Annotated in this window: 23 protein-coding genes; all 23 read right to left on the bottom strand. The window is 43.5% G+C overall.

Going from position 1 to position 23,745, the window contains the following annotated elements:
• Positions 1–3 precede the first annotated feature (3 nt).
• The 23 genes from QNH36_RS09100 to lepB all read right to left on the bottom strand — a co-directional run bounded on the left by QNH36_RS09100 (position 4) and on the right by lepB (position 23,650).
• The gene (locus QNH36_RS09100; protein WP_144474874.1) at positions 4–603 is read right to left on the bottom strand and encodes a MotE family protein; all 600 of its coding nucleotides are present in this window, start codon (positions 601–603) and stop codon (positions 4–6) included.
• A gap of 4 nt (positions 604–607) precedes the next feature.
• Entirely contained in the window at positions 608–1,054 is a 447-nt protein-coding gene (gene fliJ / locus QNH36_RS09095) for a flagellar export protein FliJ (RefSeq protein ID WP_251542008.1), read from the bottom strand.
• Positions 1,055–1,061: 7 nt separating this feature from the next.
• Positions 1,062–2,375: a flagellar protein export ATPase FliI gene (fliI, locus tag QNH36_RS09090; protein ID WP_144474872.1), complete on the bottom strand. Its 1,314-nt coding sequence runs from the start codon at positions 2,373–2,375 to the stop codon at positions 1,062–1,064.
• Positions 2,375–3,139, bottom strand: a complete 765-nt coding sequence (gene fliH / locus QNH36_RS09085; protein ID WP_186326642.1) for a flagellar assembly protein FliH — start codon at positions 3,137–3,139, stop codon at positions 2,375–2,377. Before fliH ends, fliI begins: the two co-directional genes overlap by 1 nt.
• Positions 3,132–4,145, bottom strand: coding sequence for a flagellar motor switch protein FliG (gene fliG / locus QNH36_RS09080; RefSeq protein ID WP_144474870.1), 1,014 nt, complete (start codon positions 4,143–4,145; stop codon positions 3,132–3,134). The genes fliH and fliG overlap by 8 nt, the downstream gene beginning before the upstream one ends.
• 14 nt (positions 4,146–4,159) lie before the next feature.
• Complete coding sequence (gene fliF, locus QNH36_RS09075) at positions 4,160–5,755, bottom strand: flagellar basal-body MS-ring/collar protein FliF (RefSeq protein WP_144474869.1); 1,596 nt, start codon at positions 5,753–5,755, stop codon at positions 4,160–4,162.
• Between the two features lie 77 nt (positions 5,756–5,832).
• The gene (gene fliE / locus QNH36_RS09070) at positions 5,833–6,111 is read right to left on the bottom strand and encodes a flagellar hook-basal body complex protein FliE (RefSeq protein ID WP_283905386.1); all 279 of its coding nucleotides are present in this window, start codon (positions 6,109–6,111) and stop codon (positions 5,833–5,835) included.
• 45 nt (positions 6,112–6,156) lie between these two features.
• The gene (gene flgC / locus QNH36_RS09065) at positions 6,157–6,606 is read right to left on the bottom strand and encodes a flagellar basal body rod protein FlgC (RefSeq protein ID WP_251542012.1); all 450 of its coding nucleotides are present in this window, start codon (positions 6,604–6,606) and stop codon (positions 6,157–6,159) included.
• A 2-nt stretch (positions 6,607–6,608) separates the two neighbouring features.
• Positions 6,609–7,004 (bottom strand): flagellar basal body rod protein FlgB, encoded by a 396-nt coding sequence (flgB, locus tag QNH36_RS09060; RefSeq protein WP_144474867.1) that lies wholly within the window; start codon positions 7,002–7,004, stop codon positions 6,609–6,611.
• 746 nt (positions 7,005–7,750) lie between these two features.
• Positions 7,751–8,530, bottom strand: a complete 780-nt coding sequence (gene codY, locus QNH36_RS09055; RefSeq protein ID WP_144474866.1) for a GTP-sensing pleiotropic transcriptional regulator CodY — start codon at positions 8,528–8,530, stop codon at positions 7,751–7,753.
• A 128-nt stretch (positions 8,531–8,658) separates the two neighbouring features.
• Entirely contained in the window at positions 8,659–10,086 is a 1,428-nt protein-coding gene (gene hslU / locus QNH36_RS09050; RefSeq protein ID WP_186326640.1) for an ATP-dependent protease ATPase subunit HslU, read from the bottom strand.
• Positions 10,086–10,628 carry an ATP-dependent protease subunit HslV gene (gene hslV / locus QNH36_RS09045; protein WP_251542014.1) on the bottom strand — a complete coding sequence of 181 codons (543 nt, stop codon included), beginning with the start codon at positions 10,626–10,628 and terminating at the stop codon, positions 10,086–10,088. The genes hslU and hslV overlap by 1 nt, the downstream gene beginning before the upstream one ends.
• 21 nt (positions 10,629–10,649) lie before the next feature.
• Complete coding sequence (gene xerC / locus QNH36_RS09040; protein ID WP_144474863.1) at positions 10,650–11,552, bottom strand: tyrosine recombinase XerC; 903 nt, start codon at positions 11,550–11,552, stop codon at positions 10,650–10,652.
• A gap of 60 nt (positions 11,553–11,612) precedes the next feature.
• Entirely contained in the window at positions 11,613–12,920 is a 1,308-nt protein-coding gene (gene trmFO, locus QNH36_RS09035) for an FADH(2)-oxidizing methylenetetrahydrofolate--tRNA-(uracil(54)-C(5))-methyltransferase TrmFO (protein ID WP_283905062.1), read from the bottom strand.
• Positions 12,921–13,460: 540 nt separating this feature from the next.
• On the bottom strand, positions 13,461–15,536 hold the full coding sequence (gene topA, locus QNH36_RS09030) for a type I DNA topoisomerase (protein WP_144474861.1): 2,076 nt from the start codon (positions 15,534–15,536) through the stop codon (positions 13,461–13,463).
• A gap of 303 nt (positions 15,537–15,839) precedes the next feature.
• Positions 15,840–16,697 carry a DNA-processing protein DprA gene (dprA, locus tag QNH36_RS09025; protein ID WP_144474860.1) on the bottom strand — a complete coding sequence of 286 codons (858 nt, stop codon included), beginning with the start codon at positions 16,695–16,697 and terminating at the stop codon, positions 15,840–15,842.
• Positions 16,698–16,759: 62 nt separating this feature from the next.
• On the bottom strand, positions 16,760–17,662 hold the full coding sequence (gene sucD / locus QNH36_RS09020) for a succinate--CoA ligase subunit alpha (RefSeq protein ID WP_144474859.1): 903 nt from the start codon (positions 17,660–17,662) through the stop codon (positions 16,760–16,762).
• A gap of 22 nt (positions 17,663–17,684) precedes the next feature.
• Positions 17,685–18,845: an ADP-forming succinate--CoA ligase subunit beta gene (sucC, locus tag QNH36_RS09015; protein ID WP_144474858.1), complete on the bottom strand. Its 1,161-nt coding sequence runs from the start codon at positions 18,843–18,845 to the stop codon at positions 17,685–17,687.
• A gap of 301 nt (positions 18,846–19,146) precedes the next feature.
• Positions 19,147–19,431 carry an EscU/YscU/HrcU family type III secretion system export apparatus switch protein gene (locus QNH36_RS09010; RefSeq protein WP_144474857.1) on the bottom strand — a complete coding sequence of 95 codons (285 nt, stop codon included), beginning with the start codon at positions 19,429–19,431 and terminating at the stop codon, positions 19,147–19,149.
• On the bottom strand, positions 19,428–21,284 hold the full coding sequence (locus tag QNH36_RS09005) for a hypothetical protein (protein ID WP_283905061.1): 1,857 nt from the start codon (positions 21,282–21,284) through the stop codon (positions 19,428–19,430). Before QNH36_RS09005 ends, QNH36_RS09010 begins: the two co-directional genes overlap by 4 nt.
• A gap of 22 nt (positions 21,285–21,306) precedes the next feature.
• Positions 21,307–22,077: a ribonuclease HII gene (locus QNH36_RS09000; protein WP_283905060.1), complete on the bottom strand. Its 771-nt coding sequence runs from the start codon at positions 22,075–22,077 to the stop codon at positions 21,307–21,309.
• Positions 22,078–22,155: 78 nt separating this feature from the next.
• Complete coding sequence (gene ylqF, locus QNH36_RS08995; RefSeq protein ID WP_283905059.1) at positions 22,156–23,043, bottom strand: ribosome biogenesis GTPase YlqF; 888 nt, start codon at positions 23,041–23,043, stop codon at positions 22,156–22,158.
• 52 nt (positions 23,044–23,095) lie between these two features.
• On the bottom strand, positions 23,096–23,650 hold the full coding sequence (gene lepB / locus QNH36_RS08990; protein WP_144474853.1) for a signal peptidase I: 555 nt from the start codon (positions 23,648–23,650) through the stop codon (positions 23,096–23,098).
• Positions 23,651–23,745 lie beyond the last annotated feature (95 nt).

The following is a 23,745-nucleotide window of genomic DNA, read 5'->3' as shown; positions in this document are numbered from 1 at the left end:
TCTCTAATTGCTTTCGGTTTCGTTAGTCAAAAATTCCGTATACTTTGCTGCTACATCTGCCGGAAGCTTTTCCATGATTGCAGCAAGTGATTCGGGTTTGATATTTGTCAGGATCTTTACCGCTTCATCTGAGTCCATTTTAGAAACAATTGCTGCGGCATTTTTGGCTGACATCGTTTCATACGTTTTGACAATTTCCCGAAAGGCTCGTTTGTTTTCTTCCTTGATTGCAGTCAATTCCTCTATCTGCGCCTGGAGCTGGGTTTTCTCGAGCTCGATCCTTTTCAGCTGTGTATCTTTGCTTTCGATTTTGGACTGAAGCTGTTCCACTTTAGCTTCACGATCCTTTATCTCTGCTTCCAGACTGACAATATTTTTTTGGAACTCCTCAACTGAAGGCTGCTTATCCTCATTCACGATTTCTGATAGGAATGGGACCCTGCCGCCGATATCCTTTGCTGTTTCAAAAATATTGATTCCGAGAAAGGAAAGGGCAACCAAAGCCACAACAATCGCAAATAAAATCGGTATTGCTACTACGAGCAAAAAACCCTGGAACTTACTCTCACGCTGGTTTTCTTTTTCCTCCATGCTCTCTGCCATTTAATCACCTTATTTCCCGGTTCATGTATTGCTGAATCGAGACTTCGTCCATCATCCTGCTCTCGACATATTTTTCATTCGCAAGAAACTGAAGATGGTCTTTCTCTTTGATTTTTTCGTACTTTTTGACTTCCTTGTTCTTTTCCATCAGTTGCATTTGCTGAAAGTTCATTATATTTCTCGCGTTCATCACAACTTTTTGATAATGCGCAATCGATTTTTCCAGATTGCCGATAAATTGCTGATGGTGGCGTATTTCCTGTACCGGCAAACCTCCTAAAAGCCTGTCTGACTGGAAGCTCTCAAGATCCTCTTTTTTCTTTAAAAGTTCATAAAGTCTTTCAGCTGCATCTTCGAACTTTTTGACTGAATCTTGGTATACGACTTGTGCCTCGTCCATTTCTCTTGATTTGAGAGATAGGATTTTATCAAATTTGTATTGATAACGCATTGAACAATCAACCTTTCCTTACTAGCTGCAATAAAGCCTCCACACTCTCATTGATCGAGACCTTTTCATTCGTACTCTGCTTCAAAAAATTCAGTATTTGAGGATATCTGGTAATGGCTTCATCGATTTCTGCAGACGTGCCTTTCTTATATGCCCCTATATTGATCAAATCCTCAGAGTTTATATAGGTGCTTAATAATTCCCTCAATCTCTCAGCAGCCTTGACATGATCATCGCTGACAATATTGTTCATGATCCTGCTGATACTTTTCAGGACATTCACTGCAGGGTACTGGCCTTTATTGGCTAAGTCCCTGTCCAGTACAAAATGGCCATCCAGGATTCCCCGGACCGTATCCGCAATCGGCTCATTCATATCATCTCCATCGACAAGGACAGTATAGAAGCCAGTGATTGACCCATATTCATTGGTACCTGTTCTTTCGAGAAGCCTTGAAAGGATCGCGAACACCGACGGAGTGTAGCCTTTGGTGGTTGGGGGTTCGCCAACAGCAAGACCAACTTCACGCTGAGCCATCGCGACTCGTGTTACTGAATCCATCATGAGCATGACATTCAGGCCCTTATCGCGAAAATATTCTGCGATCGCGGTTGCCGTATAAGCCCCTTTGATCCGCATCAATGCCGGCTGATCTGATGTTGCAACAACGACAATCGAACGCTTTAAACCTTCAGGCCCTAAGTCGCGTTCAATGAACTCCCTTACTTCCCTTCCACGTTCTCCGATCAGCCCGATGACATTCAGGTCTGCGGTGGTGTTTCTCGCAATCATCCCCAGCAATGTACTTTTCCCAACGCCACTACCCGCGAATATCCCAACACGCTGGCCATTGCCAACTGTCAGCAGACTGTCAATCATCCTGACTCCCACTTCGATAGGTTCTGAGATTGGCGGCCTGCTCAAAGGGTTGGGTGGATCTTGCTCCGTAGGAACCGAGGCAAGTCCTTTCGGAAGACTGGATTGATCCAATGGGACTCCCAGAGAATCAACGACTTTCCCGATCAAGCCCGGTCCAGCTTTTATTTCAAGTGGTTTCATTGTAGTTTCCACTAGACTTCCAGGCGAGATATCATGAAGAGATGTATAAGGCATCAGAATGACATTTTCATCTTTAAAACCAACGACCTCTGCCTGGATTTTCCGTTTCTTCTTTGTGCCTACATGGATAAAACAAACATCTCCGATTGAACTTTCAGGACCTTGAGACTCGATCATCAAGCCGACTACCCGCTTGACCCTGCCATAGCGCTTGAAGCTATCCAACGAGTCGACATGCTGCAATAAATCCTCAGCCTTCACTATAGTTCACTCTCCAAAATCTCGAAAAGTTTATTCTTGATTTCCTCTAACTGGCTGTCCACACTCGCATCAGTCCTGCCATTTTCAGACTCGATCACGCAGGCCGATTCTTCCAGTTCATCATCTGGATAGATATAGAACACAATCTCTTTTGGGAAGATAGCGATCAATTCTTCTTTGTGTGCAAGCAATTCCTGATAATGATTCGGATGGACATGGAGCTGAATATCCTTATAATCCCTTGCGTTTTTCAACGCTCTTTTAACAAGCGGAAGGAATCCTTCTTCAGCGGCCAGTTTTTCTCCAATGATCTTCCCAGCGATTTTTACCCCAAGGTCGAGAATCACTTTTTCCGATGAATCGATATGGTTCTGGTAATCCTGTTTTGCCGCTTCCACCGTTTCTTGCGCAAACATTATTGCCTGACGGTATTCTTCGTAGCCTTGATGTCTGCCATCTTGAAATCCCTGTTCAAAACCCGATTGTCTGGATTCTTCCGCCAGAAGATTTTTTTGCCTCTCCCAATCCTGCTTTTCCAATTCAACTTGCTTCCTGATAAGATCGGCTTCCTCCATCGCCTTTGAAAAGATATGATTCGCTTCCATTAACGCGTTATCTAGGATTCTCTTCCTCTCGTCCTCTGTATGGGTGAATACAGGTGAAGCCGTTTCTGCCTCTAAGGAAGTTTCCAGCATCTTGATGGAAATGACTTTCTTCTCTGTTGGCAAAGTACTGGTGAACTGTGATTTGATTAGCCTAGACAATGATATCATCCCCTCCGCCACGGGCAATGACGATTTCACCGGCTTCCTCCAGGCGGCGAATGATGGCGACAATCCTTGATTGGGCCTCTTCCACATCGCGAAGCCTTACAGGGCCCATGAATTCCATTTCATCCTGGAAGGTTTCAACCATGCGTTTAGACATGTTTTTAAAGACAATCTCCTTGACCTCATCACTTGAAACCTTAAGAGCAAGCATAAGATCTTCATTTTCACAATCGCGGATAACACGCTGGATCGCGCGGTTATCAAGTGTGACAATATCTTCAAATACGAACATCCGCTTTTTGATTTCCTCAGCAAGCTCAGGGTCCTGGATTTCCAGGGCATCGAGAATTGTGCGCTCGGTTGCACGGTCTACACCGTTCAACACATCAACAACAGCCTCGATTCCGCCTGTTTGAGTATAATCCTGCGTGACCGTAGCTGACAGCTTTCTTTCAAGGATTTGTTCAACCTCATTAATGATTTCCGGCGATGTACTGTCCATCACTGCAATACGACGGGCAATATCCGCCTGTACTTCCTGCGGCAGTTCAGATAAAATCTGGCCGGCCTGGGCGGAGTCCAAATAAGAAAGGATCAGTGCGATCGTTTGCGGATGTTCATTTTGTATGAAATTGAGAATCTGGCCAGCATCGGCTTTACGCGCAAAATCAAACGGCCTTACTTGCAGTGATGAGGTCAATCTATTGATGATCACCGCTGCCTGATCGTTTCCTAATGCTTTTTCTAAGACCGTTTTCGCATATCCGATTCCACCCTGGGTGATGTAATCCTGCGCCAGGGCAATGTTATGAAACTCTTCAAGAATTTCTTCCTTTGCGATGGAATCCACTTTTTTCACACCTGAGATTTCAAGTGTAAGCTTCTCGATTTCTTCTTCACTTAAATGCTTGTATACCGAAGCAGAAACATCTGGTCCAAGCGAGATCAGGAGGATGGCTGCCTTCTGTTTTCCGGTTAATTCTTTTTGGTCTTTCCTCACTGTTGGTCCTCCTCCTAATCCTCAGAAATCCATGTCCGCAATAGCTTCGCGAAATCCTCTGGCTTTTCTTTCGCCATTTTTTCCAGCTGTTTTTTCTTCATTGTGCCCTCTGTCTCAAATTCCTTGTTCACATCAGGAACACGAATTGGTTCATACTTTTCTTCCATGACATACTCTTCTTCTTCCAATTTGTTCTTTCTTGATCTCATGAATAACAGCAACAGAATCACGATTGCCGCCAGCAGCAACCCGCCAATGAGGTATATCCACCAAGGCAGTTTTTCAACAACCTGATTATCAAATGTAACCTTGCCGTTGAATGGCTGGACAGAAACGACGACTTTGTCCTCGATCAATTCATCAGTCAACTCTGATCCAAGAGCATCTTTGTCAATTGTTGTCCTTATAATCGTACCCAGGATTTTTGTTATATCTTCTCTTCTTTCCTGAGGCAATGAATTAGGGTCATCAGGAGTCGGAGGTTCAACCATTACCTGGATTCCCAAATCCCTCACCTTGTACGGACTTTCTGTTATCTCTTTTCGGATCCTGCTTACTTCATTATTAATGGTCTCTTCCACTCGCTCATAATCACCGTTCCCGGTCGCTCCTTCAAGGTATTGGGAACCAGTCGTTTCACCAGGATTTCCTCCTTCAGGAATTCCTCCAGCCTGATCTGCATTGCCGGTGAATGTCTCTGTGATCCGCTGGGCGCTGATTGCGATGCCTTCCATATTTTCTTTATCAACAGGCTCAACAATGTTTTCTTCCCTGTTTTCCTGGGTAAAGTCAATATCGGCAGTTACTGAAACAACGACTTTATCATGACCCATAAGCGTTCCGAGCATGTTTTGGACTTGTCTCTGGACGTCTCTTTCAATCTGTTGTTTTATTTCATGCTGTGAGGCAAATGTAGCACCACTGGAATTTTTTTCATTTTTTAAATCAAAATACTCAAAAAACTGATTCATGATGACGATATTATCTGTAGGAAGATTCGGAACACTTTTTGCTACCAGATGGTAAAGAGCAGTGATCTGTTCATCTTTGAATTGATAACCCGGACTTGTATTTAGCACGATGGATGCTGAAGCCGGCCCAGCATTATCACTGACGAATATCCCCTTTTCAGGAAGGTTAATCATTACATTGGCATCATTTACTCCGTCGATTCCTTTCATCAAGTTGGCCAATTCCGTCTGCATGGCTTCAAGCTTCAATACATTGAACTCATTATCTGTCATGCCCATACCTGCGTTCTGGCTAAAGAAGGAATAATCGATACTGCCAGATTTCGGAATCCCTTCAGCCGCCAGCTCTACTTTCAAGCTATCGACCGCCTCTTCGGGAACCATGATGGTTTTTCCGCCATCCGTTATTTCAGATGTAATGCCCCTGGCATCCAGACTTTCTTTGATCGTTCCAGTCTCTGCGGGCGATAAATTGCTATAAAGCGGAACTAGGGAAGTCCTTGTTACAAAAAAGGCGGTAAGGACGGCAACGGTCAAAACAAAGAAAATAGAAGCCCCAATACTTATTTTTTGTTTTCTGGTGCGCCCTTGCCAGAAATCCTTCATTGTATGTAGATACTTTTGAACGGTTTCTTTCATTTCAATCCCCCGGTTATTATGTCTCTTCTTTTTATACAGCTAATAACCGATCTAATCTTAGTTTTTAGCCTATAATATTAAACTTGCATTCTCATCATTTCCTGATACGCTTCGATTACTTTATTTCTGATTTCCATGGTTGCCTGCAGTGTTATGCTTGCCTTTTGGCTTGCGATCATCACCTGGTGGAGGTCAACATTTTCTCCACGCGCCAATTTTTCTGTCAGTATATCGGATTGAAGCTGGGTTTGATTTAAATTTTCAATTGATTGCTTAAGTACGGACGAAAAACTTTTCTGCGCTTCGTATGGTGTAGGTGTGGGAGTAGACCCTTTTGTTTCAAACGGCTTGACCATTTGGGTTACTGAATTGATCCCAGCTGTGTTCATTTAGTTATCTCCTTACTTTCCAATTTCAAGTGCTTTCATCATCATGCCTTTAGAGGCGTTGAAAACTGTGACGTTTGCTTCATAGGAGCGAGTAGCGCTTATCAAATCCACCATTTCTCTCAAGGGGTCCACATTGGGATATGCAACATAGCCATCTGCATCTGCATCGGGATGCTCTGGATCATATACCATTTTGAGCGGGTTTTCTCTGTCTTCTATGATTCTTGTTACTTTAACTCCATTTCCAGCTCCCGAGCTGTCTGTTTTTCCCATTGCTTTATTGAGAAATGAAGAAAAGTTTCCTTCCTTTGGCTGCATGACGACCATCTTCCTGCGGTAAGGCTCTCCATTCACCCCTCTTGTGGAATCCACATTCGCCATATTGGAGGAAATGACGTCCATTCTCAAACGCTGCGCAGTTAACGCAGAAGCGGTAGTGTTCATACTATGAAAGATTGTCATCCTTACTTGCCTCCTCTTATGACAGATTGGAGCGAATTGAATTTACCATTGATTCTTTCAGTCAGCGCATTGTAGTAAATTTGATTCGTTGCCATATCGGCCATTTCTTTATCCAAATCAACGCTATTCCCATTCTCGTTATAATTGACGTTTGGTTTACTGATGATTCCAGGCATGCGGCTTGGCTTGCTGCTGAAATCATAATGTCGTGAGTCCGATTTATGAGCTTGAAAGGATTGTCCCATGACATCCTGGAATACCGCTTTGAAAGACACATCCTTCGCTTTATAGTTCGGCGTATCAACATTGGCAATATTTTGCGAAATAACTTTCTGCTTTGCAGAAGAGTAGTTCAGCGCATGTTCCAGCGTCGATACCGTATTTGAAAACAACTTCATTTTTACACCTCTCATTTACAAAACAGGATGATTTTGCTGAATTTTGTAATTCCTTGGTGAATTTCGTCAATCTATCACTAATTGTAAAGAATCTGAAATAATCTGTCTATGTACTTTCAGTTAATTTTTATCATGCATAATGCTCATTTTACAAAACAGTACAAAAGACCTATGCACTTACTTTTTTTTATATTTTTTAAAATACCACCCATTTTATTGTCAAGTTTTATTAGATAAATAGGGCCAAAGGAATTAAAAAAACCACCTTTAAAGTTACTTAATTAGGATAAAATGCTCATAACAATTTATGTATTTTCCATTATTTTCTTTATTTTTTTAATAAAGTTAATCGCTTCTGCATCTACCTGTGTAAAAAAACAGCAATCTTTTTGTAACATTTAACGAGTTAATCCAAGCATAAGTTTCTATTATATGCAAAAAACTTCGCTGATCATCAGCGATGTTTTTATGAAGACATACTTGACTGTTGATTTAGGTTCCAGACACTCGCTTTCCGCGAGACTGCGGAGAGCCTCCTAACAGTCTTTAGCGTCTCCTGGGTCTCTCACTTGTCCAAGTTGTTCCTGCAGCACTTTGATAAAGCTTCTACACAGCTGGCCAGGCTTTTTTCGAAGTAGTTTACCCTTTGATTAAATTAAGCAAATGACAAAAAGGGATTCGGAATGAGACCATCCGAACCCCTTTAGTCAACAAAGTAAAATCCGCTGAGATCAGCGGATTTTCTTTTAGCTATTTTTAAGTTTTTCTAGTTCAAACAAGAACTTATCGTTCAATACTTTAATGTATGTTCCCTTCATTCCTAAAGAACGTGATTCAATGACGCCTGCGCTTTCAAGCTTACGCAACGCGTTTACGATGACAGAACGAGTGATGCCGACTCTGTCTGCGATTTTTGATGCAACAAGCAAGCCTTCCTTTCCATTAAGTTCTTCAAAGATGTGCTCGATTGCTTCAAGTTCACTGTATGATAGTGAGCTGATCGCCATCTGGACGACAGCTTTGCTGCGTGCCTCATCCTCGATTTCTTCAGCCTTTTCACGAAGGATTTCCATCCCTACAACCGTTGCGCCATATTCGCCAAGGATAAGATCATCATCATGGAACTGTTCTTCCAGACGGGCAAGGATTAATGTTCCAAGTCGCTCGCCGCCACCGATGATTGGCACGATTGTTGTTAAGCCGCTCTTGAATAACTCTCTGTTTTCAACCGGGAATGCTGTATACTCACTGTCAACATCCAAATTCGGAGATGTCTCCTGGATGTTGAATAGATTCTTTGTATACTCTTCTGGGAATTGACGGTCTTCAAGCATTTTAACCATGCGCTCATTCTCGATTTGCTGGTTGATGGCGAAGCCTAGCAGCTTACCTCTGCGGCTGACAACAAAGATATTCGCTTCGATTACTTCACTTAGTGTCTCTGACATCTCTTTGAAATTCACCGGTTTACCGGCAGCTTTTTGGAGCAGGGCATTAATTTTTCTAGTTTTTGATAGTAAGTCCATTGTTTCTTCCTCCTATTTGCTTCAAACAAAATAACATTTATTTAAATACTGGCCAGTTTCAATGCTTTAGCACAATAGGCAGCCTTTATTTGTCTACCCTATTGAGTATGCATTAAAACGGTAAAACATTATAATATGAACTGGCTTAAATCCTTATTTCTTGAAATGGCGCCCAGTTTTTCTTCAACATATTGCGGAGTGATCGCTACCTTCTCAAGATTGATGTCTGGTGCTTCGAAGCTTAGATCTTCAAGGAGCTTCTCAAGGATTGTCTGCAGCCTTCTTGCTCCTATATTATCAGTATTCTGGTTCACTTCGTATGCAACTTCTGCTATCTTACGTATAGCATCGTCAGAAAATTCAATTTGTATACCTTCAGTTTCCAATAAAGCTTCATATTGCTTTGTCAGTGCGTTGTCTGGCTCAACCAGAATTCGATAGAAATCTTCTACAGTTAACTTGGTGAGCTCGACACGGATCGGGAAACGACCTTGCAGTTCTGGTATCAGATCAGAAGGCTTCGCCATATGGAAAGCACCGGCAGCGACGAATAAGATGTGATCTGTTTTGACAGGCCCATATTTCGTATTGACCGTCGACCCTTCCACTACAGGCAGGATGTCCCTTTGAACACCCTCTCGTGAGACGTCGGCACTGGAACCGCCAGAATTCTTGCTGGCGATCTTATCAATTTCATCAATGAAAATGATACCCGCCTGCTCAGCACGATATGTAGCTTCCTGAGTAACCTCATCCATATCGATCAGCTTTTGTGCTTCCTCATTGATCAGCAATTTCCTTGCCTCACGAACAGGAAGTTTTCTTTTCTTCCTTTTCTTTGGCATCAAACCGCTTAATGCATCCTGCATGTTCATCCCCATTTGTTCCATTCCTGAGCCCTGGAGCATATCAAACATGGAAGGTGCCTGCTCTTCGACTTCAACGGTTACCAGCTCATCTTCAAGTTCACCTTGTTCGAGTTTTTGCTTGATGTTTTTCCGTTTTTCGAATAATCCCATATCCTCTGACTGGCTTGTTTCTTGCTCGGGCTGCTGCTGGCTGCCGCCAAAGAGCATCTCCAAAGGATTTTTATAATTCACCGATTTTTTCGCTGATGGGACAAGGAGCTCGACCAGACGGCGATTTGCATTCTCTTCTGCTGGTTCCTTGACTTTCTCCATCTTTTCTTCTTTTACAAGTCTGATTGAAGTTTCGACAAGATCCCTGACCATTGACTCGACATCACGGCCCACATAGCCGACTTCGGTAAATTTGGTGGCTTCAACCTTTACGAAAGGAGCCCCAACCAATTTAGCCATCCTTCTGGCTATTTCCGTTTTACCTACGCCTGTTGGTCCAATCATCAGGATGTTCTTGGGAATGATTTCATCCCTGATATTTTCAGCGAGCAATCCACGTCGATACCTGTTCCTAAGAGCAACTGCCACCGCTTTTTTTGCATCTTTTTGTCCGATTATATACTGGTCCAGCTTTTCAACGATCTGCCTTGGAGTTAAATTTGTTGTCTGTTTCACACTCTTCACTCCTTTTATCATTACAGTTCTTCCACAATGATATTGTGGTTTGTGTAGACACAAATATCAGCTGCAATTTCCAATGAAGACTTCGCGATTTCTTTAGCTGTCAGATGATCTCCAGCATATTGCTTTAGCGCACGGCCTGCAGACAAAGCATAATTCCCGCCAGATCCGATGGCAAGAATGCCGTCATCAGGTTCGATGACTTCACCAGTTCCGGAAATTAGAAGCATACTGCTTTCATTCATAACAATCAGCATGGCTTCAAGCTGCCGGAGGACTTTGTCACTCCTCCACTGTTTGGCAAGTTCCACAGCAGCCCTTTGAAGATTGCCGTTGTATTCCTCCAGCTTGCCTTCGAACTTTTCAAACAAGGTGAACGCATCAGCTACCGAACCGGCAAATCCTGCAATTACTTTACCATTAAACAACTTCCGGACTTTCTTTGCTGTGTGTTTCATCACTACAGCATTGCCCATGGTAACCTGACCATCGCCTGACATGGCGCATTGCCCTTTATGTTGAACAGCAAATATCGTTGTGGCATGGAATTCCGACATCTTTTTCGTCCTCCTTTTGGCTTATGCCCTCGGGTGGTGTGACAAATAAATACTGCGTAAGTGCTCCTTTGTAACATGGGTATATACTTGCGTGGAAGACAGGAAGGCATGGCCCAGAAGCTCCTGGACAGTCCTCATATCAGCTCCATTGCTCATCATATGTGTCGCAAAGGAATGGCGCAATTTATGCGGATGGATTTTCCCGGTAAGGGCAGACTTTTCGATCAGTTTATTAAGGATTTCCCTGATACCTCTGTCTGTAAGAGCCCCGCCACGGAAATTCAAGAATAAATGGCCATGGTCATCCTTGCCATTCAGCAAGTCAGGCCTACCATTCTTTATGTAGTCTTCAATCGCATCCTGAGCAAAACTTCCGAATGGCACATATCGATCCTTTTTCCTTTTTCCATGAACCAAAACAGTCGAAAGCGATAAATCCACTTCCTTCACCTGGATTTTACAGCACTCACCTACACGGATTCCAGTCGCATAAAGCAGCTCCAGGAGTGCTTTGTTCCTTTTTCCAAGTGCTGTCTCGGTTTCACATACTTTGAACAACTGTGATAGTTCCTCTTCGTAAAAAAAATCCGGCAGCCGCTTTTCCAGTTTTGGAATGGATACAAGCGAAAATGGATTGTCACCGACCATTTTCTCACGTAGCAAAAACTTATAAAAGCTGCGCATGCAGGAAATTTTCCGTGCGACTGATTTTCTGGAGAGCTGCTGGTCAAACAATTTTGTCAGGTAAATCCTTGTGTCCGCATACTCTACATCATCCAGACTTGTCAGCCCTTGTTCAGACATGAACAAAAAAAATTCCCTAATATCATGTTGATAATGTTCAATTGTATATTGTGAGTAGTTTTTCTCAATTTGTAAATATTCAATAAATAACTTTAAAGAATTGTTCACATTTGCTTCCATCTTATCACCTCACAAGGGCTACTAAATAGTATCATATTTGTATAGCCCTCGCAATAGAAATTACAAATTTTTCACAAATTTCTGAATTGTTTCCAATGCTCTGGAAGCATGCTTTTCATTACGTTCCTGCTTGGCTTTGATTTTCTCCGGAAGATCAGGGAAAAGACCAAAATTGGCGTTCATCGGCTGGAAGTTCTTTGCATTAGTTGTTGTAATATATCTTGCCATGCTCCCCATCGCTGTTTCATGCGGGAATTCAAGCGGCTCTTCCCCTTTGACAAGACGTGCCGCATTGATTCCGGCGATCAAGCCGCTGGCAGCAGATTCAACATAACCCTCAACACCGGTCATTTGTCCTGCAAAGAATAAATCCTCTCTATTCCTGAATTGGTACGTCGCTTTTAACACTTTTGGAGAGTTAATGAATGTGTTGCGGTGCATCACACCATAACGGACGATCTCAGCATTTTCAAGACCCGGGATTAATCTTAGCACTTCTTTTTGCGGGCCCCATTTCAAGTGTGTCTGGAAGCCAACTATATTGTACAATGTCCCAGCAGCATCATCCTGGCGCAGCTGGACGACAGCATATGGCCTTTTCCCTGTTCTTGGATCCTCTAGACCCACAGGCTTCATAGGGCCAAACAGCATCGTCTTTCTTCCTCTTTGCGCCATCACCTCAATCGGCATGCACCCTTCGAAAAAAACTTCTTTTTCAAATTCCTTCAACGGTACCGTTTCAGCGGTAATCAACGCTTCGTAAAATCTGTCGAATTCTTCTTCTGTCATTGGACAGTTAAGGTAGGCAGCTTCACCTTTATCATACCTGGATTTCAGGTAAACTTTATCCATGTCGATGCTTTCCTTCTCAAGGATCGGTGCAGCAGCATCATAAAAGTATAGATACTCTTCTCCCGTAAGCTGCTTCAATTGCTCGGATAAAGCCGGACTTGTCAATGGACCGGTGGCAATGACTGTAGGCCCATCCGGAATTTGAGTGATTTCTTCATTAATGACCGTTACATTCGGATGCTCTTTTACAGAATTCGTTACGTGTGCTGCAAATTCGTGCCGGTCAACCGCCAGAGCACCGCCAGCTGGTATAGCACAAGCATCTGCAGCTCCGATGATGACAGAGTTTAGCATTCTCATTTCTTCCTTTAATACTCCTACCGCATTTGTCAATGTATTCGCACGTAAAGAATTACTGCATACCAGCTCCGCAAATTTGTCGGTATGGTGGGCTGGTGTCTGCTTCACCGGCCTCATTTCATATAGGTTGACCTTGATGCCTCTTTCAGCAAGCTGCCAGGCAGCTTCACTTCCGGCAAGACCGGCACCAATGACATTTACTGTTGCTTCTGTCATATCTATTTCCTCCATTGCTATTAAAAGTCATCAATAAATGTAATATCATGTTTAAACAGTATGTAATGCTTCAAAGTCAGGCTAAGTCGCATGAACAGCATTATCAAAAAGCTTATTATACCATCTGCCTTAACATAAAGCTTCTATTATATACTCCATCTTACTTACTTTTCCCTGACACCTGTATCATTTTGCACCTTTATTTACGAAAAAGAAAGAAAAAAGTTTCATTTTTAGAAAAGCGGAAGCCCCTTGATCAGCCCTGACAAGCACTGGAGGGCCAGTCAATGAAGTCACTCTTTGACTTCATTGACAGGACACCGAAAACGAAATGTGTAGCCACTGACCAGAAACGCAGAAACTGGAGACTCAGACAAAGAAGCGCTTTTTGCTTCTGCCGGCGGAGTTGAAGTTTCGAAGTTTCTAGGAGGCGAAAATAGACAAGTGACTCGAAGGGCTGAGCGCTGGAGCTGGACAATGAAAAGCGGAGGCGCCATGACAACTTCTTTACAAACATAAAGAGTGAGCCCCTGGCTCACTCTAGCTTTGTGGTTCTTCTTTGTAATCACACTCTGTACACTGAACCTGGACACCCTTTTTAAGCTTCTTCTCGACAAGCATATTTTCGCATTTCGGGCATTTCCTTGCAAGTGGTTTGTCCCATGATAGGAAGTCACATTCAGGATAGCGGTCACAGCCGTAGAAAATGCGGCGTTTCTTGCTCTTCCGTTCGATGATATTCCCCTCTTCACATTTCGGGCACTTGACTCCTATATCCTTCACAATTGCCTTTGTGTTCCGGCATTCAGGGAAATTGCTGCAGGCCATGAACTTTCCGTAACGGCCCATCTTAAAGACCATAGGCGAGCCGCATTGTTCACAATCCTCGCCCGCAGGTTCATCCTTGATTTCGATTTCCTGCATTTCTTTCTCCGCTACCTCTAGACTCTTTTCAAAATCGCGATAGAAATCATCAATGACCTTGACCCAATTGATCTTTCCTTCCTCGACATGGTCAAGATTCTCTTCCATTTTGGCTGTGAACTCGAGATCCAATATCTCAGGGAAGAACTCAAGCATCAATTCATGGATAACCTCGCCAAGTTCTGTCGGAACAAACCGCTTATTATCAAGGGATACATATCCTCTTTTCTGGATTGTATCAAGAGTTGGCGCATATGTTGATGGCCGGCCTATTCCCATTTCTTCAAGTGTTCTGACGAGCCTGGCTTCTGTATATCTTGGAGGCGGCTGGGTAAAGTGCTGTTTCGGTTCCATATCTTTCTTGGTAACCTCGTCGCCTTCCTTAAGGTCGGGAAGGAATTTATCTTTTTCCTCAACCTGGTCATCCGTTCCTTCTACATACACCTTCATGAAACCTGGGAATTTAACCTTTGATCCTGTTGCACGGAAAGTTATATCCCCATTCCTTAAATCCACGCTCATTGTATCCATGATTGCAGAAGCCATCTGGCTGGCCACAAAGCGTTCCCAGATCAATTTATAAAGCCTGTACTGGTCCCTTGAAAGAAATTCCTTTATCTTCTCTGGAACTTTCATGGTGCTCGTTGGCCTGATCGCTTCGTGGGCATCTTGAGCGTTTGACTGTTTCTTCTCTTTTCTCGGCTCGGTTTGGACGAATTTTTCACCATATTCCCCAGTGATATACTCTCTTGCTTCTCCCTGGGCAAGCTCGGAGATCCTTGTAGAGTCCGTTCTCATATACGTAATCAAACCGACTGTTCCTTCTTTTCCAAGATCGATACCTTCATAAAGCTGCTGGGCAAGCATCATGGTCTTCTTGGCACGGAAGTTAAGTTTCCTTGCTGCTTCCTGCTGTAAGGAAGATGTGATGAATGGCGGTGCAGGATTTCTCTTCCTTTCCTTCTTCGTCACTGTATCGACTGAGAATTTGTTCCCCTTCAGTTGCTTGAGGATGTTCTTTACATCTTCCTCAGATTTCAATTCGGTTTTTTCCTTGCCAATGCCATAGAAGGAAGCTTCAAAAGCATTTTTGCCTTTTAGGAATTCAGCGCCGATTGTCCAATATTCTTCTGGCTCAAAGGCCGCAATTTCTTTTTCGCGATCGATGATCATCCTTAGAGCGACTGATTGAACGCGGCCAGCGCTCAGCCCTTTCTTTACTTTCTTCCAAAGGAGCGGACTGATATTGTATCCTACCAGCCTGTCTAATGCACGGCGTGCCTGCTGGGCATCTACCAGGTCCATATTAATCGCCCTTGGGTGTTTGAAAGATTCCTTGATGGCATCCTTTGTAATCTCATTGAATACCACCCGGCAATCGGAATGGACATCAACATCAAGGCTTTGTGCTAAATGCCAGGCAATTGCTTCCCCTTCTCTGTCGGGGTCAGCCGCGAGATAGACTTTCTTTGCCTTTTTAGCGGCAGATTTCAATTCTTTCAGTACGGGACCCTTGCCCCTGATTGTAATGTATTTTGGATTATAGTTATTTTCCGTATCGATTCCCATCTGGCTCTTGGGCAAATCTATCAAATGGCCCATAGAAGCTTTCACTTTATATTTTTTTCCAAGATAACGCTCGATCGTCTTAGCCTTGGCCGGCGATTCGACGATTACTAAAAAATCTGACATCCATTTGTCCTCCTTAGAGGTATAAAATTATCATTAATTATTATATACATATCTTAAAATTGTCAAATTTACCCTAAAAGTAAACGGTTTCATCTGATTTGGGGATTTTAAAATACCTGATGCAAAATGTATAACAGATTGAAAATTATTTCAACCTTTTTGTTGCAATTTCTAATATAAATTCTTAATTTTCTTCCAAAATGGGGCAATTTCAAACAAGCTTAACAGTTGAATCATACCCCTAAAAGTCAATTCTTGCTGCTTTTTAAGCATTATATACAATTCTCTTGTTATCATTCCACATTAGTTTCCGAGTTCCTCCAGAATATCCTCCGGACCTTTTATCAGTTTAGCGCCCTGTTGAATCAAATAGTGGACTCCATCGGAATCTGGAGTCAGAATACTTCCAGGAACAGCAAATACATTCCGTCCATCATTCAAAGCAAAATCTGCGGTGATCAATGAACCGCTCTTCTTCCTTGCCTCAATAACCAGTGTACCCTCTGAAAGGCCGCTTATAATCCTGTTTCGCATCGGAAAATGCCATTTTGCCGGGTGAGTTGCCGGAGGATATTCCGATATCACGAGCTGCTTCTCCATCATATATTCTGCCAGCTTGCTATTTTCCCTGGGGTATAGATGTTGAAAACCTCCAGCAATGACACCGATAGTTTTCCCGCCCAGTTTTATCGCTGTCTTATGGGCATGCGCATCAATCCCTTTTGCAAGGCCACTTACAATCAGAATATTCTTTTCTATTAATGAGGGAAACAAGAAATCAATTGACTTAAACCCATAGTCTGTCGCATTCCTTGAGCCAACGACAGCCAGGGCATTATCTATATTCAGCAGGGAAAGATTACCTTTTGCGAATAGGACCCATGGAGGCTGATAGATGTTTTTGAGTCTTTCAGGGTATTCTTCATCAAAAATGGTGATCAGATGGATATTTTGTGAGGAGTAATGATAGAGAAGTCGATCAACGGAAATAAGCTTAAGGTCTTGGTGGAGTTTTTGTGTTTGAGGTTGATTTTTGAAGGCAAAATGGGTTTCTTCATTAGTATTAGTGGATGCATCGTATTTCAAGATTGAGTAGATGGTTTTCCAGCTCGCATGCCTGCTGTGGACAAGCTGGATCAGTTTCCTTTTAAATTCGTCCATTTTCTTCCCCCTGGGATTAATAAACAGTCCCTCTGTTCGGAGGGACTGCCTGATTGATTATATTAGTGTGTTTTGCACTTATCGTATAAACCTTGTTCCTTCAATACACCGATCAGCGTTTCACCCATTACAGATGGAGTATCAGCAACCTTGATTCCGCATTCGTTCATGACACGGATCTTTTCGTCTGCTGTACCCTTTCCGCCTGAAATGATCGCACCAGCGTGGCCCATGCGCTTTCCTGGAGGCGCCGTTCTTCCGCCGATGAAGCCGACAACTGGTTTAGTCATGTTTGCCTTGACCCACTCAGCCGCTTCTTCTTCAGCCGTACCGCCGATTTCACCAATCATGATGACAGCGTATGTTTCAGGATCTTCATTGAATGCTTTTAAAACATCGATGAAGTTTGTGCCGTTTACCGGGTCTCCGCCGATACCTACAGCTGTTGACTGGCCAATTCCAGCCTGTGTCAACTGGTGTACAGCTTCGTATGTCAATGTTCCGGAACGTGATACAACACCGACATGCCCTTTAGTATGGATATAACCTGGCATGATGCCGATCTTGCACTCTTCTGGAGTAATGACACCAGGGCAGTTAGGGCCTACAAGACGAGTCTTCTTGCCTTCCATATAACGTTTTACCTTTACCATATCCAATACTGGAATATGTTCTGTGATACAGATTGCCAGATCAAGCTCTGCATCCACTGCTTCAATGATCGCATCTGCTGCGAATGGAGCAGGTACATAGATAACAGACGCGTTAGCACCCGTGGTTTCAACAGCCTCTTTTACTGTGTTGAATACTGGAACGCCTTCTACTTCTGTACCGCCCTTGCCCGGAGATGTTCCCCCAACAATTTTTGTACCATATTCAAGCATTTGTTTTGTATGGAAAAGGGCTGTAGAACCCGTAATCCCTTGAACAATGACTTTTGTATCTTTATTAATGAATACGCTCACGTCAAATTCTCTCCTTTCGATCCTACTTAACTAATGAAACGATTTTTTCAGCGCCGTCTGCCATTGATTCAGCAGCAATGATATTCAATCCAGATTCGTTCAGAATCTGTTTTCCAAGATCAACATTAGTACCTTCCAGGCGGACTACAAGCGGTACTTCAAGGCCAACCTGCTTGGCTGCTTCCACGACACCTGTAGCGATGACATCACACTTCATGATGCCGCCGAAGATATTAACAAAGATACCCTTAACATTTGGATCTGAAAGGATGATTTTGAATGCTTCCGTAACTTTCTCTGCAGTAGCACCGCCCCCAACATCAAGGAAGTTGGCAGGGTCTCCGCCGTAATGCTTGACGATATCCATTGTTGCCATCGCAAGTCCTGCACCGTTAACCATGCAGCCGATGTTGCCATCCAAAGAAATATAGCTCAAATCATACTTGGATGCTTCGATTTCTTTTGGATCCTCTTCTTCCAGGTCGCGGTACTCAAGGATGTCCTTCTGGCGATATAGAGCATTCGCATCGAAGTTTAATTTAGCATCAAGAGCCATTACCTGTCCGTCACCTGTAACAACAAGCGGGTTGATTTCAGCAATTGAGCAATCTTTTTCGATATATGCAGTATATAAGCCCATCATGAACTTAACAGCCTGATTGACAAGCTCTTTAGGGATGTTGATATTGAAAGCGATTCGGCGAGCCTGGTATGGCATCAAGCCTAGTACAGGATCGATTTCCTCTTTGAAGATTTTTTCAGGAGTCGCTTCTGCAACCTCTTCGATTTCAGTTCCGCCCTCTTCTGAAGCCATCAGGACAACACGTGAAGTCGCGCGGTCAAGTACCAGACCTACGTAGTACTCCTTCTTGATGTCACAGCCTTCTTCAATCAGCAGACGTTTTACTTCCTTGCCTTCTGGACCAGTCTGGTGAGTAACCAGGGTCTTCCCAAGGATTTCAGATGCATATGTACGCACTTCATCAAGGTTTTTCGCAACCTTGACACCGCCAGCTTTACCCCTTCCGCCGGCATGGATCTGAGCTTTCACGACTACTACTGACGAGCCAAGCTCTTTAGCAGCTTCAACAGCTTCATCGACTGTAAAAGCAACTTTCCCATTAGGTACTTTTACCCCATATTTTCTGAGGATTTCTTTTCCTTGATACTCATGGACATTCATTTCCCATCCTCCTATCTATTAGGAAAACTCGATCGTTTCATGGCCAGATAACGGCCTGAAAAGGTTTTCCTAAGTAGAAAATATAATTCATTTAAATTTTTAAAAAATAGACTGCGCTTTCATTTTATATAATGAAATATTGATTGTCTACCTTTATGATTTAAATATTTCCCCTTTTTAAATATTGTAAAAAAGTATCATGGTGATTGTATGCCACTATAAAAAGCCGGGATGATAACCTTTCCCGGCTTTTAGCATTGATATTCATGGACAGAAAAACTATTTTTGTTAATTGAAAATATTAATTTCGTTTCCCTGCTTGCTGATCAAGATGATAGATATAGGAAAAAACCTCGGCGACTGCCTGGTACAGCTCTTCTGGTATTCTTTCATTCAATTCCAGCTGTGACAATACTTCAACCAGGGATGGGTCTTCCTGGATGGGAATATCATGATCCTTTGCTTTGTCTATGATTTGCTGAGCCACCAGGCCCTTTCCCTTCGCCATCACTTTCGGGGCATCCATGCTTCCCGCGTTATAACCCAAGGCAACAGCTGTCTTTCTTGTATGCTTAGGAGTTTTCATATTTTAATATCCACTCCATAATATTCTTTTTGCCCGTATAATTCTGACAGACTGCGCTGATTACTTCTGCCATTGGATTCTCCAGGGACATGGAAGTGAACAGATGATAATTTATATTCCAGTTCAGATAACTTCGTTTTCAATATCGGCGTCATCTGTTCGGCCATTTTTTTAAGATCGGGTTGATCATTAAAAATCTGTATGCTCATGACTCGATTCTGAACCTGCATATCGATTATGGTATCGTCGAGGTACTGCAGTTTCAGATAGAAGAGGACACGGCAGAAATCAGCGTCTATTTTGCCATCTTCAGTCCTTTTCCCACTCCACTGCATCGAGAGTTCGCTTGTCTTCCCTCCCAAAAAAATTGGGACCTGGACCACGAGCTGCTGGATGGGGCCTGCTTCCTGCGATAGCAGCTGGAAGCCTGTAAGTTTGTTTACCAGCGGCTCTGCAGCGTCTTTGACAATCTGGGGAGGATTTTCATTCAACAATCGAAGTGTCAGTGATTTAAGGGTATCAGGGACTTGCGTTTTTCCCACCTCACCATCCTTCATGATTTCACTAAGATGATGTTCGTAAGATAGACCCAGAGCAGAAAGGAATCTTTTAATCTTTACATCCGACAGAAGTGAGAGTCCGTTTTCCTGAAGTGCAGGTGCCGGCTCCGCTTTGCCAGCCGCTTCCGATAACAGCTGGGCATGCATCCCCACTGTACCGGCTTGCTGCTGTCTTCCTGCAGCCTCCAGCAGTTTTAATCCTGCTTGTTCCCAGTCTGCCTTACCTGCAAGTAAGAGGGACAGCGCACTGCTGGCATTAGAATGTGATAATAACTGTTTAAAGGCCAGAAGCCCGGTTTGTGTATTTGTGTCTTTGCCATTTGCCCTGTCAAAAATGAAATGAAGTGAGTCTGCGAGATCGTTGACAGGGAATGATTTATCATTAATGAAGCTTGCCATGATCTGCCGAGCGGAAAAACTGTCTCCCTTCTCGATAAGCGTTAGGACTGTTTTTAGAAACTTCAATCCTTCTGGCAGATTCTCTTCCGCACCATCCAGATGTTGAAGACTCGATAACAGCTGCTGTAAAACATTCTTTTCACTGCTTTTCGCGGGAATCGCTCCGTACTGTTGAAGAAGGTCCAGAGCGGCTTCGCTTTGCTTGCCATTGCTGCCGAGCCATGCTGAAGCAAGATGGTTTAAAGCGGCTGCAGAAGATATTGTCTTATTTGCTGGAAGCATTTCATTCAATAGCTTTCTCAGGCTTACAACTGTATCTGACTCATCTGCTGCCTCCAGGGACTTTCCGAGCTGTTCCAAAAGCATAACCAGAGATTGTTCCTTCGTGGCTGTATAAAGGGCCTCAAATGCAGCCTTGGTGACAGGCATCCCCCTTGTCAGCAGCATCTTTATGGCATCCTCCCCGGCAGTCCGGGATCCAACCGTTTTCAACCATTCTGAGGCGCGTTTAAGAAGCTCACCATTGACAGGGAGCTGTTCTTTGATGAAAAAACGGACAAGATCCAGGTTTTCCTTTGTCGGCTGCAATCCGAATTCAGACAGGATCCTGGTCAGGTTTCCCGGCTGGCCCTTCTCCTCACCACTTGAACTGATCAGCTTTAAGTGGACTTTTCCTTCTCCAGGCTGAACCTGAAACCAGTAGCGTTCATTTGCCGATAACGGCACTTCTAATTGGGCGACCATTTTTTGGTTCCCGATTTGGACTTCTGCTACTTGATCAGGGAATAGCTTAATGATTTTGCCATTGATGATTTGTCCTGGACGAAATTCGGTTATTTTTGTCTGCTGTGTTGTCTTTTGGTTAAATAAACTTTTAAGCGCTCCTGTTTCCATGGTTCACCCGCTTTGCCAAGTTCTACTGAATACGCTCTCTTACTGGAGCGAAGGTCTTGCGGTGATGTTCTGTAACACCGTGTTCTCTCAGGGCATTCAAATGCTCAGCAGTTCCATAACCCATATTTGCCTGAAAGCCATATTGCGGGAATCTGAGACCCAGATCCTTCATCAGCCTGTCCCGTGTTACTTTTGCAATGACCGAAGCCGCGGCTATGGAAACGCTTCTGGCATCCCCCTTGATTAATGCTTCAAAGGGATAAGGTGTCTCCAGCTTGACTGCATCAATCAAAAGAAAATCAGGATTGATTTCCAATTGTGCTGCCGCATGGAGCATCGCTTTTTTACTGGCCTGAAGAATATTGATTTCATCTATTTCGGCAGCTTCGATGATTCCGATTCCGACAGCAAGGGCTTGGTCATTAATGATTTCAAAATATTCTTCCCTTTTCGCTTCTGTCAGTTTCTTAGAATCATTGAGACCCGGAAGGTAAAAATCCTCTGACAAGATGACTGCCCCTGCTACAACTGGCCCAGCAAGCGGTCCTCGGCCAGCTTCGTCAATACCGGCAATGAACCTGAAACCCTGGGACCGATACTTCCTTTCAAAGGAAGTCATCTCAACAAACTGACTGTGGGCCAGCTCTTTTTGCGCTTCTTGCTTTTCCCACTTCATGATGAGTTTTTGAACACCTTTGCGGTTGTCTTTTTTTAATTCCTCAATGTACTCCATGTCCACTTTATCTTTACTGAATAGCAGCTGATCAATTTCGCCAATTGTCCATTTTTCCATATCCTATTTCCCCTAGTTATGTTCTTTATTATGTATCGGCAAGAAGAAAGAAAAATAAAGGTCCTGGAATCAGGACCTTCAATTTTCTTCTTGTTTATCTGCATCTTCATCCCTCAACAGGTCTTGAGGCCTTTCAAAGGAGAGAGGACCTAATTTTTCTGTGCGTATTTCCCGAATTACCAATTCAGCGACTTTATCATAGTCTACATAACCGCCAGGCATTCTGCAGCCCCGGAAATCGCCAATCTCGTCGAAAAGCTCAACGATATCCACAGGGAGCGAGGAAAGCTTGTACCTCTCCTGCAGCCGCTCAGGGTAATACTTTTCTAAAAACCTTAAAGCATATACGGTTAAATCCTGAAGATTGAGGATGGTATCCTTGATAGCCCCTGTTATAGCGAGCTTGGTCCCTACCTCCTGATCCTCAAACTTTGGCCAGAGGATACCCGGAGTATCAAGGAGTTCAAGTTCCTTTCCTACCTTGATCCACTGCTGTGCTTTCGTCACACCCGGCCTGTTCCCGGTCTGGGCTATATTTTTCCCGGCAAGACGGTTGATCAATGTCGACTTCCCCGCGTTCGGAATCCCGACAATCATCGCCCGAATCGCTCTTGGCTTGACTCCTTTAGACTTTAAGCGGTCAAGTTTATCCTTAAGCAGGGCCTTTGATTCCTGGACAATTTGCTTTAAGCCTGTCCCGGCCTGCGAGTTGATTGCAAGTGCAGTAATCCCTTTTTCGCGATAATAGCGCAGCCACTCATCGGTGACAGCTTTGTCGGCCATATCTGCTTTGTTCAATAAAACTATTCTTGGCTTATGCTGGATAATTTCATCAATCATCGGATTTCTGGATGAGTATGGAATCCTGGCATCCACCAGTTCAAATATGACATCGACAAGCTTTAGTTTTTCCGTGACCTCTCTGCGAGCCTTGGCCATATGGCCAGGAAACCATTGGATCGTCAAAGCAGCCACCTCCTATCTGTTTACATCTTTCAATACGGCGGCAGTTCATGGACTAGTCTATTGTGCGGATATCCTCAACCGGCCAGTAAATGACGTTTGTTTTTCCCAGTACCTTTTCGAATGGAACAGTACCTATGTGACGGCTGTCCTTGCTGAAACGGCGGTTATCGCCCATGACGAAAAGATGGCCTTCAGGGACTGTTTCACTGCCAATCTTCTCTTCCAGCGTAAATGGGTCTGTCAGCGGCCCATCAATAACCTGTTTTTTATATTCTTCCAAGTATGGTTCTTCGTATGCTTTGCCATTCACATACAGCGTGTCATTTTTGTATTCTATTTTATCGCCTGGAAGGCCGATGACCCTTTTTATGTAATCTTTATTCTCTGGGGCATGAAAGACAATGATATCGAATCTTTCAGGCTCGCCTACTTTATAGCTCAGCTTATTTACGATCATCCTGTCCTGGTCATGGAGAGTCGGCATCATCGATAATCCGTCCACTACGATTGGGGCAAATAAAAAGTATCGGATCACAGCTGCGAGCACGACAGCAATCAGCAGTGCCTTCGTCCATTCCCATAGTTCATTCTTCTTTTTTTCGGCCATTCTTTTCCCACCATTCCAAAATAAATGTAGTTTAGGTACATAACTTTATTTTACATAAGTCAGTCAAGATAAACACGATGGGCGGTGATTTTTTA

Source organism: Mesobacillus sp. AQ2 (assembly GCF_030122805.1).
Classification (GTDB): domain Bacteria; phylum Bacillota; class Bacilli; order Bacillales; family Cytobacillaceae; genus Mesobacillus; species Mesobacillus oceanisediminis_A.
The sequence above is the reverse complement of the archived record's forward strand: the minus strand, read 5'-3'. Positions and strand labels throughout refer to the sequence as shown.